13 protein-coding genes are annotated in these 16795 nt (G+C 49.9%); 11 read left to right on the forward strand and 2 right to left on the reverse strand.

The annotated features are described in order from the left end of the window. Window positions 1-25: 25 nt before the first annotated feature. Window positions 26-889, reverse strand: coding sequence for a DMT family transporter (locus BLS62_RS22540; RefSeq protein ID WP_244283608.1), 864 nt, complete (start codon window positions 887-889; stop codon window positions 26-28). Window positions 890-1010: 121 nt separating this feature from the next. Further along, window positions 1011-1700 carry a response regulator transcription factor CtrA gene (locus tag BLS62_RS22545; RefSeq protein ID WP_093186406.1) on the reverse strand — a complete coding sequence of 230 codons (690 nt, stop codon included), beginning with the start codon at window positions 1698-1700 and terminating at the stop codon, window positions 1011-1013. Window positions 1701-2073: 373 nt separating this feature from the next. Between BLS62_RS22545 and fliI the strand changes: the two genes are divergently transcribed. The 11 genes from fliI to BLS62_RS22600 all read left to right on the forward strand — a co-directional run bounded on the left by fliI (window position 2074) and on the right by BLS62_RS22600 (window position 15977). After that, window positions 2074-3399 carry a flagellar protein export ATPase FliI gene (gene fliI / locus BLS62_RS22550; RefSeq protein ID WP_093189445.1) on the forward strand — a complete coding sequence of 442 codons (1326 nt, stop codon included), beginning with the start codon at window positions 2074-2076 and terminating at the stop codon, window positions 3397-3399. Between the two features lie 28 nt (window positions 3400-3427). Next, a complete protein-coding gene (fliJ, locus tag BLS62_RS22555; RefSeq protein WP_093186410.1) occupies window positions 3428-3835 on the forward strand; it encodes a flagellar export protein FliJ in 408 nt (135 codons plus the stop codon). Window positions 3836-4047: 212 nt separating this feature from the next. After that, window positions 4048-4488 carry a paraquat-inducible protein A gene (locus BLS62_RS22560; protein WP_093186414.1) on the forward strand — a complete coding sequence of 147 codons (441 nt, stop codon included), beginning with the start codon at window positions 4048-4050 and terminating at the stop codon, window positions 4486-4488. Window positions 4489-4625: 137 nt separating this feature from the next. Continuing rightward, on the forward strand, window positions 4626-6911 hold the full coding sequence (locus tag BLS62_RS22565; RefSeq protein WP_093186419.1) for a mechanosensitive ion channel domain-containing protein: 2286 nt from the start codon (window positions 4626-4628) through the stop codon (window positions 6909-6911). Window positions 6912-7209: 298 nt separating this feature from the next. Continuing rightward, window positions 7210-8733 (forward strand): glycerol-3-phosphate dehydrogenase, encoded by a 1524-nt coding sequence (gene glpD / locus BLS62_RS22570; protein ID WP_093186424.1) that lies wholly within the window; start codon window positions 7210-7212, stop codon window positions 8731-8733. 312 nt (window positions 8734-9045) lie between these two features. Next, window positions 9046-10545, forward strand: a complete 1500-nt coding sequence (glpK, locus tag BLS62_RS22575) for a glycerol kinase GlpK (RefSeq protein ID WP_093186428.1) — start codon at window positions 9046-9048, stop codon at window positions 10543-10545. A 191-nt stretch (window positions 10546-10736) separates the two neighbouring features. Then, window positions 10737-11654: a dihydrodipicolinate synthase family protein gene (locus tag BLS62_RS22580; protein WP_093186432.1), complete on the forward strand. Its 918-nt coding sequence runs from the start codon at window positions 10737-10739 to the stop codon at window positions 11652-11654. Then, on the forward strand, window positions 11636-12871 hold the full coding sequence (locus BLS62_RS22585) for an NAD(P)/FAD-dependent oxidoreductase (protein WP_093186437.1): 1236 nt from the start codon (window positions 11636-11638) through the stop codon (window positions 12869-12871). The genes BLS62_RS22580 and BLS62_RS22585 overlap by 19 nt, the downstream gene beginning before the upstream one ends. A gap of 82 nt (window positions 12872-12953) precedes the next feature. Next, the gene (locus BLS62_RS22590; protein ID WP_093186441.1) at window positions 12954-13997 is read left to right on the forward strand and encodes a 4-hydroxyproline epimerase; all 1044 of its coding nucleotides are present in this window, start codon (window positions 12954-12956) and stop codon (window positions 13995-13997) included. A 111-nt stretch (window positions 13998-14108) separates the two neighbouring features. Then, complete coding sequence (locus BLS62_RS22595; RefSeq protein WP_093186444.1) at window positions 14109-15494, forward strand: sodium:solute symporter family protein; 1386 nt, start codon at window positions 14109-14111, stop codon at window positions 15492-15494. A gap of 123 nt (window positions 15495-15617) precedes the next feature. After that, complete coding sequence (locus BLS62_RS22600) at window positions 15618-15977, forward strand: hypothetical protein (RefSeq protein WP_093186448.1); 360 nt, start codon at window positions 15618-15620, stop codon at window positions 15975-15977. Window positions 15978-16795: the final 818 nt, after the last annotated feature.

The raw sequence follows: 16795 nt of genomic DNA on the forward strand, positions 1-16795 counted from the left end.
TGTAAGAATATTGGCGGCGAGCTGTTCAGGCCCGTCGCAAGACCGATATCGCGACACCTCCCAGTACCATGAGTGTGGAGAGGATGAAGCGCAGATCTACGCTTTCTCCAAGAAACAGAATCCCACCTAATGTAGCGATAATTGGAACTGTCAGTTGAGCAACCGCTGCGATGCTGGTGTCGATCATGGGGATTATTGAATACCAAAGCGCATAGCCCAATCCCGATGTGATTGCTCCCGAGATAATCGCGAGAGTGATGCCCGCGCTTGTTGTTGGTGTCGTATCCGGAAACAGGAGGAGCGCAATTCCAACGATGGGAACTGCGAGTAGAAAGTTCACTCCAGTTTCTTTTAATGGGTCCTGCGCAGCTTTTCCGATAAGAGAGTAAATTCCCCAACCTATGGATGCAAAGGCCATCAGCCCTGCTCCTAATCCGTTTATTCCTGCGTTTGAGGGTGAAAGGAGGTACACAAGGCCGCTGAAAGCGAGGAGGGCGCCTATCCACTTTTGTGGTGTGAGGTTCTCTCTGCGCAAAATGGCTCCCGCAAACATCGTGATTTGCACCCCTCCAAATAACAGAAGAGCGCCAAAGCCGGCATCTAGCGAGATGTAAGCATGTGAAAAGCCAAGGATGTAGATGGCTAGGGCAAAAACGGCCCAAAGGTTGGGTTTGGAAAACAGCTTGGCATTTCGTTTGGTGACTAGGATGAGCATGAGGAGCGTAATCGCTCCTGCCAGAACGCGAATGCCAGCGAAAGTGGAAGGTCCGATTTCCCCGTCGGCTAATGCCAAACGGTTCAAAATTGAGTTGGCCGCAAATGCGAGCATGACGACGGATGTGAGAATAAAAAGGCGCATTTGCGCACCATCGCAACGATTGGCTGCCATTTGCAAAACACTTAGGCGTTATCTAACGGTGCGGGCATGTAGAATTAAACAAAAGAAAAGCCCCGCACGGCGATTTGCCAAGCGGGGCTTTTTTACTGAAACTGATAGAAAACCGGCTTGTTTAAGCCGCTTTCTCTTCTGGTTCCCGCAGAACGTATCCGCGACCCCATACTGTTTCGATGTAATTTTTGCCTGCTGTTGCAGAAGCGAGCTTCTTACGCAGCTTACAAATAAATACATCGATGATCTTGAGTTCTGGTTCGTCCATGCCACCGTAGAGGTGATTCAGGAACATTTCCTTGGTGAGGGTCGTGCCCTTTCGCAAGGAGAGAAGCTCAAGCATCTGATATTCTTTACCTGTCAGATGTACGCGCTGGCCACCAACTTCAACAGTTTTGGTGTCGAGGTTTACAGTAAGATCACCTGTCACAATGACTGACTGAGCATGACCTTTAGAGCGCCGCACAATTGCATGTATGCGGGCAATAAGCTCATCCTTGTGGAATGGCTTGGTCATGTAGTCATCGGCTCCAAAGCCGAGGCCACGTACTTTATCCTCAATGCCGGCCAGACCGGACAGAATAAGAATAGGTGTTTTAACCTTGGATACGCGCAGTGTGCGGAGTACCTCATAACCGGACATATCCGGCAGGTTTAGATCTAGCATGATAATATCATAATCATACAATTTGCCGAGGTCGATGCCTTCCTCGCCGAGATCTGTCGTGTAGACATTGAAATTCTCGGATTTCAGCATCAGTTCAATGCTCTGTGCAGTAGCACTATCGTCCTCGATCAACAATACACGCATGTTAATCCCCTCGTGTTGCCTTTCCTGGGCAGTCGCTCCGGCCCCAAAACACAAACCGTTGCGAAGGAATACTTTTAACCCAACTCACTTTAATAAGTTTATGGTTAACAGAACTCAAATCGCTACCGCAAGCGTTTTACTCTCACGTAGAACAGTCTTCTGGGTACAACCTAGAATTCTGGGCGTAACCTTTTCTGTTCAACACTCTGAGACCGGTTTGGCTTTCAATAGAATCAAGTGATACTGAAAGCCGTGTTGTGACGCTTCGTCTCCTTGAAAGGGCTGTACGCCATTCAAAGTCTCCCCAATAACATTAAGTAGAAGCGTAAACGATACGTTACCATCGACGAAAATGATTAATAGGGATTCTGTTTTGGACTCGCTTTTTGCAGAAATCGAATCATGCCTTCCAACCGAAATTTATGGGCGAGTAGAAGCAGTTAAGGGGCTTTTGATTGAAGTTGCAGGCCCCGTTTACGCCATGAGCGTTGGTGCACGTCTACTAATAGAAATAGGGGAGAACGTAGCGTCAATTCAAGCCGAAGTTGTCGGATTTCGATCCGGACATGCGCTTTGCATGCCATTTGGAGAGCTCAGCGGGGTGCGTCACGGCAGTAAAGCAAAGCTGATTTCACGCGACAGTATTGTTCATCCATCGAGCGGTTGGTTGGGGCGAGTTGTTAACGCTTTGGGTGAGCCGATTGATGGAAAAGGACCTCTTCCGTTCGGTTCGGCACCTCGAAAATTACGCGATTCACCACCTCCGGCTGCAGAAAGAGCGCGAGTCGGAGGCCCGATTGACCTGGGTGTGAGGGCGCTTAATAGTTTTGTAACGTGTTGTCAGGGGCAGCGCCTTGGTATTTTTGCCGGGTCTGGTGTCGGTAAATCCGTCCTGATGTCCATGCTTGCGCGCAATGCGGAAACCGAAGTGTCTATCATTGGGCTGATTGGGGAACGTGGGCGGGAAGTCCAGGAATTCATCGAGGATGACCTTGGTGAAGAGGGACTCGCCCGTTCTGTTGTTGTGGTGTCAACATCTGACGAGAGCGTTTTGATGCGGCGCGAGGCTGCATATCTGACGCTGACTCTCTCTGAGTACTTCAGAGATGAGGGCAAAAACGTTCTGTGCATGATGGATTCGGTGACCCGCTTTGCGATGGCGCAGCGCGAAATTGGCCTCTCCGTTGGCGAGCCTCCAACCTCCAAAGGGTACACACCTACCGTCTTTACTGAGTTGCCGAAACTTCTGGAGCGGGCGGGGCCGGGTGCTGTTGGCAAAGGGTCTGTGACTGCCCTGTTTACTGTGCTGGTTGAAGGCGACAACCATAATGAACCGGTTGCCGATGCCGTGCGCGGTATTCTGGATGGACACATTGTGATGGAACGGGCGATTGCTGAACGTGGCCGATACCCAGCGATCAACGTTTTAAAATCTATTTCACGCACCATGCCACGCTGTGTGCCTGATGAGGCGATGCCGATTCTGCGCCGTGCTAAGCAGCTGATGTCAGCCTATGCAGATATGGAAGAGTTGATCCGCCTTGGGGCTTACAAATCCGGTGCTGACCCGCTGGTTGATGAGGCTATTGCAAAAAATGACGCCTTGGAGACATATCTTGGGCAAATGAAGGGGGAAAAAACTACAATTGAAGAGGGATATTTCCTGCTTGCCAACCTTTTGGAAATGACTCAGGCGTAAGCTCGCTTTGGTAAAGGGAGTATTGCGTATGAAGAATCGTGAAGGCCTTTTGAAGTTGAAGAAGTTCAACGTCGATGAGAAGCGCCGTCAGGTGACACAAATCGAGACGATGTTGAACGATTTTGATCGAATGGCTCAAGATCTGGAAAACCAGATTGTTCAGGAACAAAAGCGTGTTGGCATTGATGATATTACACACTTTGCGTATCCGACATTCGCTCGAGCAGCTTCACAGCGCCGTGATAATCTGAAAAACTCAACCGAAGAGTTGAAGTCTCAGTTGTCGAAAGCACAAGATGAGCTGACTGATGCTGTTTCTGAGCTGAAGAAGATTGAGCTTATGGACGAACGGGATAAGGTGCGTCAGCGTGCTGCGATGGAAATTATCGAGCAGGAAAACATGGATGACATCGCCGGACGAATGGTTCGCCGCTAAATCTCCCTAGGATCTAACCGTTTGCAACCGCTGCATTGTGATGCAGTGGTCCAGCAAATTGTGGGTCCTGCTATTGGGCTTAACATCTTCATTATGTTTTATTAATTGCGCTGCGCCTGTTCGCGGCGGGCTTGCGCGTGGTTGCTTTCATTTTACCAATGTATATCTATAGGCTGTTGTGCTGTGGACCTGCCATTGTTCCGGGAGCCTAAATGCCTGTCTTTCTTGGTTTTCTCATTCCCATTGCCGCGTTTTCGTTTGGCCTTGGCTTAACCTTGCCTTTGCTGCGGATGGAGCGCCTGTATTTTTTGCAGGACACGCCCAGCCTGATTCAGATGATCAACGGGCTTTATGAGGATGGTGAACCAACAATTGCAGTGTTGGTGTTTGCGTTTTCTGTTGTGCTTCCAGCCCTGAAGATCCTCGTTCTTGGGATTTCTGCTCTGCATCCTTCCTCAGTTAAATGGCTGATGACCCTCAGCTACCTGGGGAAGTGGTCCATGATGGACGTGATGTTGGTGGCGCTTGTGATTTTTGCAGCCAAAACCAGCGGGCTTGCCAGCGCTCAGGTTCTCCCCGGCCTGTGGTTTTATGCGGTAGCGACGCTTTCAACGGCAATCGCAGCTTTTATGGTGAGCCGTACCGCAAGCTAACACTGAGGATAAAGCTTATCTGCTGTGAGCCTTTGATCACGCAGGGTCATTTGTTGTTTGTCTTCATTGCTTCTTCTCGTTTATGGTGTACTGAGGTTTTATTCGTTCAATTTTGCTGATCTAATTCTTGGTGTTCAATGTTTCTTCGATTTTTTCTTGCAGCTTTCGCTACATTTTTTCTTAGCTTTGCTAGTGGTGCATTTGCGCAGGATTCCTCCTCTGCTGCGGCAGAGAGTGCGGACCTGCAACAGGCCAGGCAAGCGCTGATCAAAGTTCTTGAAGATCCTAAGGGCCGGGATGCGCTCATCAAAATATTGCAGGAGGAGCAAAGCAAAGGGTCGTCCTCTGCTACGGCCGCCAGCGCAGGGAGTGCTGCAACAAATGCCGATGCGGAGGCAACAGTTGCTGCGCAGATTGGCGGTTCCGTTCAAGGGTTTGCTACCAGCCTTTATGAATTTAGCCAGCTTATTGTCTCGGGGCTTTCCGGGTATAAAGATCTTTTGGATGACAAAACGGGCGTGGATCAGGCGCGATTGTGGGACGGGGTGTTCAGCATCATTCGCGTCCTGTTGCCTGCTTACATAGTACTAGTGGTTTTGCATAGAATTTCAGTGGCTTATATCAGCCGCCAAGAGAAGGATATAGGCCGCCAGACTCTCGCCTACCGCGTTGGGCTGCTGGCTGTTACCTCTGCCTTTGATGCGATTTTTGTCAGCATTGGCGCTGGCATCGGCTATCTTTCCGCCTACATATTTTCGACGGATCCGACGGTGCAAAGCATCAATAATGTGGAGATGTTTGCGATCAACGCCTTCTTCCTGATTGAGATTGCTCGGGTTGTTATCAGGTTTGTGTTTGCACCCCATCGTACAGCGTTCCGTTTGCTTCCCTTCTCAGACAAGGAGGCCGTGTATTGGGCACGGCATCTGATCTTGATCGTAGGTATTCTCGGGTTTGGTGTTCGGTTGGCCGTGCCGATGGTTGGTGTAAATTTCTCAGCGCAACTGGCTGGCAGTGTTCGTGTCACCATTGTGCTGGTGTGCATCATTTACCTCATCACCATTATTTTGCGGTCGCGGATTCGGGTGCGTGATGAAATTCGCAGATACGCAGAAACCTTTGTTGGCTCGCACTTCTCTGTTCAACTGTTCAAAGGCTTAGGCCACATCTGGCATTTGCTCGCGCTTGCTTATGTGTTGGCGATGATGGTTGCGTGGATCCGCAAACCACTGGATGCGGTGAGTTATATTGCCGAGGCAAGTGGTGCGTCCTTGCTTGTCATCTTTATTGGGCTGGCCCTGATGATGATGTTGACGCAGGTCATCCGCAAAGGCGTCGATCTTCATGATTCACTAGATCATGTGTTGCCTACCTTTGAGACCCGTCTGAATTCTTTCATGCCGTCAGTTTGCATGGTGCTGCGCGTTGTTGTTGGGTTAAGTGTCATTGTTGGTGTTCTGGAAGTTTGGGGTATAGGCAACTTCTGGCACTGGATCTGGACCGGACAGGGAGCTAATTTTGCAAATACGCTCATGTCCGCGCTCATCGTCATCATCATTGGTTTTGCGTTGTGGCTGACCATCATGTCCTGGGTCGATCTTCGTATTCTGGAACGTGAAGGCAAAACTGTTTCGAGCCGGACCAAGACGCTGTTCAAGCTGTTCAGCAACGTCATTTCAATATTGATGATTGTGATGTTCTCTTTGTTGGCGCTCTCAGAACTCGGTATTCAGATCGCCCCCTTGATCGCTGGTGCCGGTGTCATTGGCTTGGCGGTTTCATTCGGTTCGCAAAAGCTGGTTCAAGATGTCATTACCGGTGCCTTCATCCAGCTTGAAAATGCGATGAATGAAGGGGACTTTGTGGAGGTTGGCGGTATTAGCGGAACTGTGGAACGTTTGAGTATTCGCAGCGTATGCCTGCGTGATCTTTCCGGTACCTCCCACATTATTCCGTTTTCCTCTGTCAGCAGCGTTTCCAACTCAACCAAGGACTTTAGCTACGCCGTATCGGTTATGGGTGTTGGCTATGACACTGACATTGAGATGGCTAAAGACGCGATGCAGGAAGCATTCCGCCGTTTGAAAGAAACACCGCACAGTGTTGCGATGCTTGGCGACCTGGAAATGCATGGGGTGACCGCGTTTGGTGATTCTGCCATCAACATCCGGGCCCGTGTCAAAACAATGCCGGGCAGCCAGTGGGCGATTGGTCGGGCTTATAATGAGTTTCTCAAGAGTGTGTTTGATGAACGCAGCATTGAGATACCATTCCCGCAAGTCACATATCATGTTGCAGCGGATAGTCAGCCAGAGGACGTTCCTCAGGTGGAGAAAAAGCCTGCAAGTAACAAAGTTAGAAACTCAAAAACTGGTGGGGCAGATGATCCTGAAAGCTCCTCATCTGAAGACGGGCAGGGGTAATGTGATCTGAATCTAATTGATTAGCTGAGACTTGATGGTTTTGGTTTCGTTTGAAAAAAGCGTGTCCGTCTTTGAAACGGATGCGCTTTTTTTTGTGTTGGACGACGTTAAACGAATTGAGGAGAAAGATGAGGTAATCGGCGGTTTGTTCCTCTTGCTTGTGGGAGTTTCGTCTTAATACCTATATTAGCCGGTGGGTTTCGTTGACTTTCGAAAATATTCGAATAGGTTCGGCATATTGGCTGTGCGTGCTTCCACGGATAAATTTGCGAGAGCCACGAGATTGAGGGGCGAGGCCATGAGTAAGAGCTATGATCTATTTATCATAGGGGGCGGGATCAACGGCTGCGGAATCGCACGTGACGCCGCAGGGCGCGGATTATCGGTTTTCCTCGCTGAGAAAGCAGATTTTGCAAGCGCGACCTCTTCTGCTTCGACCAAACTGATCCATGGTGGATTGCGGTACCTTGAATATTATGAGTTTCGTTTGGTGCGGGAGGCTTTGAAAGAACGTGAAGTTCTTTTGAATATGGCGCCTCATATCATCTGGCCGCTGCGCTTCATTCTTCCGCATCACAAGGGTTTGCGCCCGGCTTGGTTCCTGCGTCTTGGCTTGTTTATGTACGATCATCTGGGTGGTCGTAAGATTTTGCCCGCAACCAAGACTGTTCCATTGGATCGCGCGCCGTTCAATGATGGCTTGAAGTCGCTCTTTACCCGTGGGTTTGAATACTCTGATTGTTGGGTGAATGATGCGCGGCTCGTTGTGTTGAACGCACGTGACGCTGCTGCTCGTGGAGCTGATATTCACCGGAATACGGAAGTCATTCGGGCGTCTCGCGGTGAAAATGGCTGGGACGTGGAAATTCGGGATACGCAAAGTGGGCGAACGGACGTGATTCACGCGCACGCGCTTGTTAATGCTGCTGGTCCGTGGGTGAGCTCCGTTTTGAAAGGCGCGATTGGTCTCAACAGTCAGGCTAATGTTCGTCTGGTGAAAGGAAGCCACATCATTGTGCCGAAGATGTTTGGACATGACCGCAACTTCATTTTCCAGAATTCTGATGGGCGGATCGTTTTTGCGATCCCTTATGAAGATGAGTTCACACTCATTGGCACGACTGATGTTGATTATCAGGGTAACCCTGCCGATGTTTCATGTTCTGAGGACGAAGTTTCTTATCTCTGCACTGCAGTGAGTGAGTATTTCTCCAAGGCTGTAACGCCAGACATGGTGGTTCGCACTTACTCAGGTGTTCGTCCGCTTTATGATGATGGTGCAAGTGATGCGCGTGCTGCAACCCGCGATTATGTTTTGGAAATGGATGAAGGCGAAAATACGCCGCCGCTGCTGAGCGTATTTGGTGGCAAGATCACAACCTATCGTCGCCTTGCAGAACATGCGCTTGAAAAACTTTCTGCCTATTTGCCTGCTGCTGGCAAAAAATCCAGCTGGACCAAAGATAGTATTCTTCCCGGTGGGGACTTTGCTCCAAGCGAATTTGAAAGCAAGGTTGCAGCTCTGTGTTCAAGTTATCCGTTTATTGAACTCGGCCATGCGCATCGGTTGGTCCGAGCATATGGCACGGATGCTGTGAGAATTCTGGGTTACGCGAAGAACTCTGCGGAACTTGGCTCGCACATTGGTGGCGACCTTTATGGTTGTGAAGTCAATTGGCTGATTGAGCAGGAATGGGCTGTCACTGCGGATGATATTTTATGGCGGCGTTCCAAGCTGGGCCTACATTTGCCAAAAGAAGCGACACGTGTGCTGGATCACTATCTTGCCAGTTACTTTGAAGCAAACCGCCTTGTCGGTTAGGTTATAGAGCGCGGCCCGCATTGTGTTGGGCTGAGCTTTTTGCATGAAAGCGGTTGCACTCCCTGTGGTTTATGCAAGCCGGTTTGGAGCTTGGCTCTGCACGTGTTCTGGTTTGAAATTGAGATCTAAATTTCGGGCATATGCTCTCTCATCTCTCTTTTGTTCCCAAAGGTTGGTCTGGGCCTGCGATATTTGGTAAGGACATTGGGAGAAAATTATTGATTATGACTCGGGGTTCTTCAAACGGATGTGACGGCTCTGAGCAGTTTAGGATGTTGAAGAGGTCAATCCTCTTCTGGGGAGGAATATAGAATGACAGGTTGGGTGCTCTCCATTGATCAGGGGACGACTTCCACGCGGGCGATTGTTTTCAATGATGAGTTTGAAATCGCAGGCGCAGGACAGCGTGAATTCCCGCAGCATTTTCCGCATGAAGGCTGGGTTGAGCATGACCCTGAGGATTTGTGGAGCACGACTGTTGAGACCTGTCGGGAAGCATTGTCTTCCGCAAACATAACTGCAAGCGAGATTATTGCCGTTGGCATTACCAACCAGCGTGAGACGACCCTTATTTGGGATCGGAAAACCGGTGAGCCTGTTTACAAAGCGATAGTCTGGCAGGACCGCCGAACTTCGGCTTTTTGTAGTGCCCTGAAAGCGGCGGGGCATGAAGAGACAATTACCCGCAAGACGGGCCTGTTGTTGGATCCTTACTTCTCCGGTACAAAGGTTTCGTGGATTCTCGATAATGTTGAAGGTGTGCGGGCGCGTGCAGAAGCTGGTGATCTGGCGTTCGGGACCGTCGACACCTGGTTGATCTGGCGTCTGACTGGCGGTAAATCCCATGTTACCGATGCAACGAATGCCTCTCGCACATTGCTTTACAACATTGCGGAGAATTGCTGGGATGAGGAGCTGTTGGCGCTTCTGAATATTCCAGCATCGCTGCTTCCTGATGTGAAGGATTGTGCTGATGATTTCGGTATGATTACGGCTGACCTGTTTGGTGCGGAGCTGCCAATCTACGGTGTGGCTGGTGATCAGCAAGCTGCGGCCATGGGGCAGGCGTGCTTTAAGCAGGGGATGGTTAAATCCACATATGGCACGGGTTGTTTTGCGTTGCTCAATACGGGTGAGGAGCTGGTTTATTCCAGAAACCGTCTGCTCTCCACTATTGCTTATCGCCTGAATGGGAAGACAACATACGCGCTGGAAGGCTCTATCTTTATTGCCGGTGCCGCAGTTCAATGGCTTCGCGATGGGTTGAAGATCATCGACAATGCCGCTCAGACGCAGCTAATGGCAGAAAATGCTGACCCGGAAAGTCATGTGTATCTGGTTCCAGCGTTTGTTGGTCTGGGTGCGCCCTATTGGGATCCGGAAGCGCGCGCTGCGATTTTCGGCATGACCCGTTCCACAGGCCGGGATGAGATTGCCCGCGCTGCGCTGGAAAGCGTTGGTTACCAGACAGTCGACCTGATCAACTCGAAATCCTCCGATATGGGGTCTCCGCTGACCGGAGATACCGTCCTGCGCGTTGATGGCGGTATGGTTGCTTCTGACTGGACCATGCAGTTTCTCGCGGACATTCTTGGCCGTCCGGTGGATCGACCCGTGGTTCAAGAGACCACAGCGCTCGGTGTTGCGTGGCTTGCGGGCATGAAAGCTGGCGTCTGGCCGGACATGGATGAATTCTCCAAACGTTGGCATCTGGACGCACGTTTTGAACCGCAGATGGGCGAGGAGGAACGCAATAAACGGCTTTCCGGCTGGCACGATGCGGTCTCCCGGACGAGGTCTCAGGTCTCTTAGCCCTTATGATTTGAGTTGCAGAGGGCGTTTTAATGCTCTCCGCACACTTTCCCAAGCGCTAGTAACCTACTGGTTTTATTGCTTTCTCACTGAATTAGGTGAATTACCACTCATCAGATATATCACAGAGTTGACGAGGGCCTACTTCGTGTTCATACTATCTGTAATATATCACAAGTGAGGACGATCTTATGTGGACTGGTGTTTACCCGGCTGTCACAACAAAATTTACAGAAAATGACACTCTGGATGTAGCTGAGATGGAGCGTTGCTTTCAGCTGCAGATGGATGCTGGTTGCGATGGCATCATTACCTGTGGGTCTCTCGGCGAGGCGATGACGCTGGAGCCTGAAGAGAAAATTGAGATCTTACAGATTGCAAAGCGGATCTGTGGTTCCAAGCATGTCATCATGACCATTTGCGAAAGCTCCACGCGCCGCGCAGAAAAAGCTGCTGCTGATGCCGCCGCCGCTGGTGCTAATGGCCTGATGGTTCTGCCGGGTGTTCCTTACCGTTCTGCGCCGCATGAAACTGTTGCACACATCAAAGCCGTCACCAAGGCTGGCGGTGTTCCGGTGATGGTTTATAACAACCCGGTTGCTTACGGGGTTGATGTGACGTTGGACATGTTTGCAGAGTTAGCTGATGAACCGTTGATTGTTGCAATGAAAGAATCCACGGACGATATCCGCCGCGCCACCGAAGTCTTCAATCGTTTCGGTAATCGTTTTGCGGTGCTGACAGGCGTGGACAATCTGGCTTACGAGAGCCTTGTGATGGGTGTTGATGGTTGGGTCGCGGGTCTTGTTGTTGCCTTCCCGCGTGAAACTGTTGCGATCTATCAGTTGACCAAAGCTGGTCGTCATGATGAAGTGCGTGCCATCTACCGTTGGTTCCGTCCGCTGCTGGACCTCGATGTTTCCACCAATCTAGTCCAAAATATTAAGTTGGCAGAGATGGTTGCAATAGGCTCTAATGATCGTGTTCGCGCACCTCGGTTGCCACTTTCCGGTGCTGAGCGCGCGCGGGTGATCAAGGTGGTGGAAGATGCGATTGCATGCCGCCCGGAACTGCCGGAGCTTAAAGAGCTATGCGACACATCCATGTGATAGGGGCCGGGGTTGTTGGTCTTGCAACAGCCCTTCGCCTTCAGCAAGAGGGTAACAGCGTTGCTCTGATTGATCGCAATGGTCCTGGTGAAATGGCTAGCCGTGGAAACGCGGCTGGTATCGCATGGACTGACGTGACGCCTCTTGCTTCCAAAGACATCTGGAAGAAGATACCGAGCTGGTTGTTAGACCCGCTCGGGCCTTTATCCGTTCGCCCAGGTTATGCGTTGCAAATATTGCCCTGGATGGCTCAGTTTTGCCGCGCCGCGTTACCAGATCGGTTGAAGCTGAGCGTCGCGGGCAAAGCGGCTATAAACAAAGCGGCTCTACCTGCGTGGGAGCGGATGTGGCAAGCCAGCGGCACGCGTGAGCATGTTTATTTGCGTGGCTGTATTGATGTCTATGACAATGCCAGACAAATTGACGATGCAAAACCATTTTGGCAAGAACAGCGCGGACATGGCATTGAAGTTGAAGAGCTTTCTGGCGATCAGATAAGAGAGCTGGAGCCGGACCTTGCTGGTAATGTTGTTGGCGGCGCATTGGTGCCGGGCTGGATGACTGTTGATGACCCGCATGCTTTGTGCTTGAGCATGGCAGAGGCTTTTGCGCGAAACGGCGGCAAAATCATTAAAAGCTCAGTTTCTGCTGTTAAGCCTCGGGGCGATCACGTGGTGCTCCATCTTGAAGATGGTGAGCAGATCATAAGTGATCATGCCATCGTCGCCTGCGGTGCGTGGTCCAAAGAACTGGCCGGTCAACTCGGAGACCGTGTGCCGTTAGAGACGGAACGTGGCTATAACACCACTTTTACGGATCCGAATGTTTCCCTTAAACATGCTGTCATGCTGCCAGGCCTTGGCTTTGCCGTAACCCAGTTGTCGACTGGCCTTCGTATTGGTGGTGCTGTTGAATTTGGTGGGTTGAAACTTGACCCCAACTGGAAACGGGCGGATGTGATGGCAGAAAAAGCAGCTCGTATTTTGCCCGGCCTAAACCGGGCAAATGGCACCCGCTGGATGGGACATCGGCCCTCACTGCCCGATACGTTGCCTGTCATTGGTTCTTCGCGTGTGAGCAAACGGGTTACTTATGCTTTTGGACATGGTCATCATGGATTGACACAGGCTGCTATTACGGCAGAGCTTGTTGCTGACATTGTTCAGGGCGCGTGTCCTAAGCTTGATATTTCGCTTTATAGCGCCCAACGGTTTTAAAGAGCATTCTGTTTAGGTGGGGAGGGTCGCCTGCGCAGGATGTTGGTGCTGTGTTTACGTCATGGAATGAGGGGAGGGGATCTTGGTCTCCAAGAGTTTTTTTTGCGTGGATGGGCATACCTGCGGCAACCCTGTGCGTTTGGTAGCAGGAGGAGTGCCGGCACTTCGCGGAGCCGATATGCTGGAGCGACGGGCGGATTTTTTAAAGCGTTATGACTGGATCCGGACTGGACTGATGTTTGAACCGCGCGGCCATGACATGATGTCTGGCTCCATGTTGTTGCCTCCGACGCGGCCTGATTGTGATGTCGCAGTTTTGTTTATTGAAACTTCGGGTTGCTTGCCGATGTGTGGGCATGGAGCGATAGGCACGATTACCATGGCATTGGAAGAAGGGCTGATAGTGCCACGTGAGCCCGGTAAAGTTTATATGGAAACCCCTGCTGGTTTGGTTGTTGCAGAATACTTTGAAAAAGATGGGTATGTTGAAAGTGTACGCCTGACGAATGTGCCGAGCTATTTGGCAGAGGAGGGTTTGACTGTTGATTTGCCCGGTGTTGGTGAAATAAGTGTAGACGTTGCATACGGTGGGAATTTTTACGCAATCGTGGAGACTCAGGAGAACTTTCCTGGGCTAGAGAATGTTGACGTTTCACAGTTGTTGGAATGGAGCCCGAAGCTACGATCCGCTCTCAATGCCAAATACAGTATTATCCATGCAGAAGATGAGCGAATTAATGGAATAAGCCATATCCAGTGGACCGGTAAACCGAGCTCTGTCGCTGCTGATCGTAGAAATGCAGTTTTCTATGGAGACAATGCGCTGGACCGCAGTCCATGTGGAACAGGAACGTCTGCCCGACTTGCGCACCTTTACGCCAAAGGGGAACTCAAGGTTGGTGATATGATGCGCCATGAATCCATTATTGGTTCTGTCTTCACCGGTGGGGTAAAAGAGGCGGTTAAGGTTGGTTTACACGATGGCATTATTCCAACCATAGAAGGTTGGGCACGCAAAACGGGTTACAACACTCTGTTTCTGGATGAGCGCGACCCCTATATGACCGGCTTTCAACTTGCTGCAGATGGTGTGAAGCTTTTTCCGGATAAGGGTTCTTATTGCTAGCTCTAGAAACAAGTGTCTCCTTTCTATATCGACTTACCTTAACGTAATAGCTTCCTGTTAGGTGTGAAGGGTGCAAACCCCTTACGACTGACTTGGAAGGATAGCGATTTCATGATCGATATGTTTATCGTCGCAGGATATCTGGTTGCTATCTTGATTGTGGGGCTGTGGGGTGGACGTGTTCAAAAGGGACTAAAAGATTATGCCACTGCAGGGCGAGAGTTTGGATCTCTCGTAATTTTTGCGACTATGTCGGCTTCGTTCATTGGAGGTGGGTTTTCTACTGGTAACGCTGAAAAAGTCTTTATCTACGGCATTGCTAACATTGTAGCGTTGTGGGGATTTAGCTTCAAAGAAATCTTAGTCGCCGTATATATTGCTCCCAAAATGGACGTATTTCCTTCTGCTGTTTCTGTAGGCGATGTTATGTCGGCGGCTTATGGAAAAGTGGCGCGTATTATCACCGGTGTCTGCGGCGTGATGCTGTGTTGTGGGATTGTTGGCGCGCAAGTCGGGGCAATTGGTGTTGTTTTTAATGTATTTTTCGGCTTAGATCGTTACTGGGGCATCGTGATCGGATGCGGAACTGTCATCATTTACACGACACTAGGTGGTATGCGAGCTGTCGTTTACACGGATGTTGTTCAGTTTGTAATTCTTGCGATTGGCATGCCGCTGGTTTTGATTTTTGGCGTCTATCATGTTGGTGGGCTTGAGGCTCTTTATAATGCGGTACCTGCTGACCGGTTAACTTTGCCAGGGCCTGACTTTGGATGGATTGGACTTATCGGGTTGATCCTAGTGTTTATGTTTGGTGAGACGCTGGTGCCACCTTACATGCAACGTCTTCTTGCTGGGAAAACTGCAAAGGCTGCAGCTCGAGGGACCTTATATTCTGGTCTTTTCTCTTTCTTGTTTTTCGCAATAACAGGAGCAATTGGTTTGGTTGCACTTGCAATGGCGCCAGACCTTAATCCAAATAACGCAATGCCCTATGTTATTATGATGGTGCTTCCTCCCGTATTGAAAGGTCTTGTTTTTTCCGGGGTGATCGCCATCGTCATGTCTTCTGCTGATTCATATCTTAATTCAGCGAGTATTGCTTTTGTGAATGACATTGTTCTTCCTCTTCGCTCCAGGGCGATTAAGGAGGAGACGCTCCTTTTTATTGCGAAAATTGTTACGTTGTGTGTGGGGTTACTTTCCATACTGTTTGCAGTCTCAATCGAGAGCATTCTGGATATTTTAATATACGCCTATAACTACTGGGCTCCTATCCTGCTGGTTCCATTGGTAAGTGCAATTTATGGCCTGCGGAAAGGGACGGTGCCATTTCTTGGCGGTGCTGTCGCTGGTGTGCTTGTTACTTTGTTATGGCAAACTGTGTTGGACAGCCCGGGTGAAATCCCAGGGCTCGTCATTGGTGTGCTGGTGAACTTGTTGGTTTTCTGCTTAGTCCCGAAAAGCAGTATTTGGATTAAAGAGCAAACTGAATAGGCAGGTTTCCTAGGAGAAAATTGTTTATTGTCAATTTCCCGGTCAACGGCTTGTGAAGTGCTGTTGTCTTGCTTTGCTTTCTGTGTCGGTTAGCGTGGGTGCGTTGTTCATCTGGAGGTAGGCATGCGCATTATTGGAATCATATTGATGGCGACAATCTTTGCATCCACTGCATATGCTGGCGAGGCAGATGTTGTTGGAGTGGACGTTCGCAAAGAGAGTGCCGGTACTTACAGATTTGATGTGGCTGTTAAACATGCAGATGAAGGTTGGGATCACTATGCTGATGCATGGGAGGTACTTGGCGCTGATGGCACCATTATAGCCGTGCGAGTATTGGCCCACCCACATGTCAATGAACAGCCGTTTACTCGTACTCTGAGCGGTGTAAAAATTCCCGAGGGCATTGATACGGTTACCATACGCGCTAAAGACAGCGTGCATGGATATGGAGGTAAAGAGATCAGTGTTGTTTTACCGTAATTTCTTTCTCTGCTTGTGTTTGTTCTTATTTATGTTTGTGTTGTGAGTTTGCGTAGACGGGCTCTGCCTTAAGGGGCCGTTTGTTTTCGTTATTCTGTTTTCAAAGAGCTGGGCTTTGCGCCGCAATGGATGTCTGAGTGGGTTATGCACTGACGATGAGAGGATGGAACAGTTTTTGATCTTGATCCATTCCCGTAATGTTCTTCCTGAGTTTGTTTTGGCTGAGGTTTGTTGGTGAGAACGAGGTGCTGAAAAGGCGCTGATCGATATTGCGGGCTTGCTCTAACGATCTTGGCTCGTTGTAAGATGATCCCGATGGTTGGTTGTGTTTGGAGTAGAATGCGGAATAGGCGTATTGAGCAGACTGGCCGAGCGCGGGCATAGATATGTATTGGTGAGGGGACAACTTAGCTGTCGGCTTGCGCGCCTGTAGTGACGGTTTTCGCGTCTTATGCTATGATCTGAACATAAGAACGCGGATTTGACATAAAACACGCATGGCTTTGCGTTTAGGATGCAAATGATTGTTTGAGAGTTGCGGATTATTCTGGACCGTGTTTTTTGGCTCACCGCTCACCGCTCACCGCTCACCGCTCACCGCTCACCGCTCACCGCTCACCGCTCAATGTTTTGGTAGGTTATTGGATCGACATTGGTGATGTATTAGAGGGTTGTATTTACTCATTGTTATGGGTGTAGGGAGTGTCTTGCTAGACTGGGCGCGTGAAGTGTTTGATGAAGTTGGCAAATACACGTCTCTGTGCAAATTGAGTATTTGTTAGGGTTTGGGTTGGAACTGGGATTTTGTTGTGCTGTTA

The sequence above is a fragment of the Pseudovibrio sp. Tun.PSC04-5.I4 genome, assembly GCF_900104145.1.
Taxonomy (GTDB): domain Bacteria; phylum Pseudomonadota; class Alphaproteobacteria; order Rhizobiales; family Stappiaceae; genus Pseudovibrio.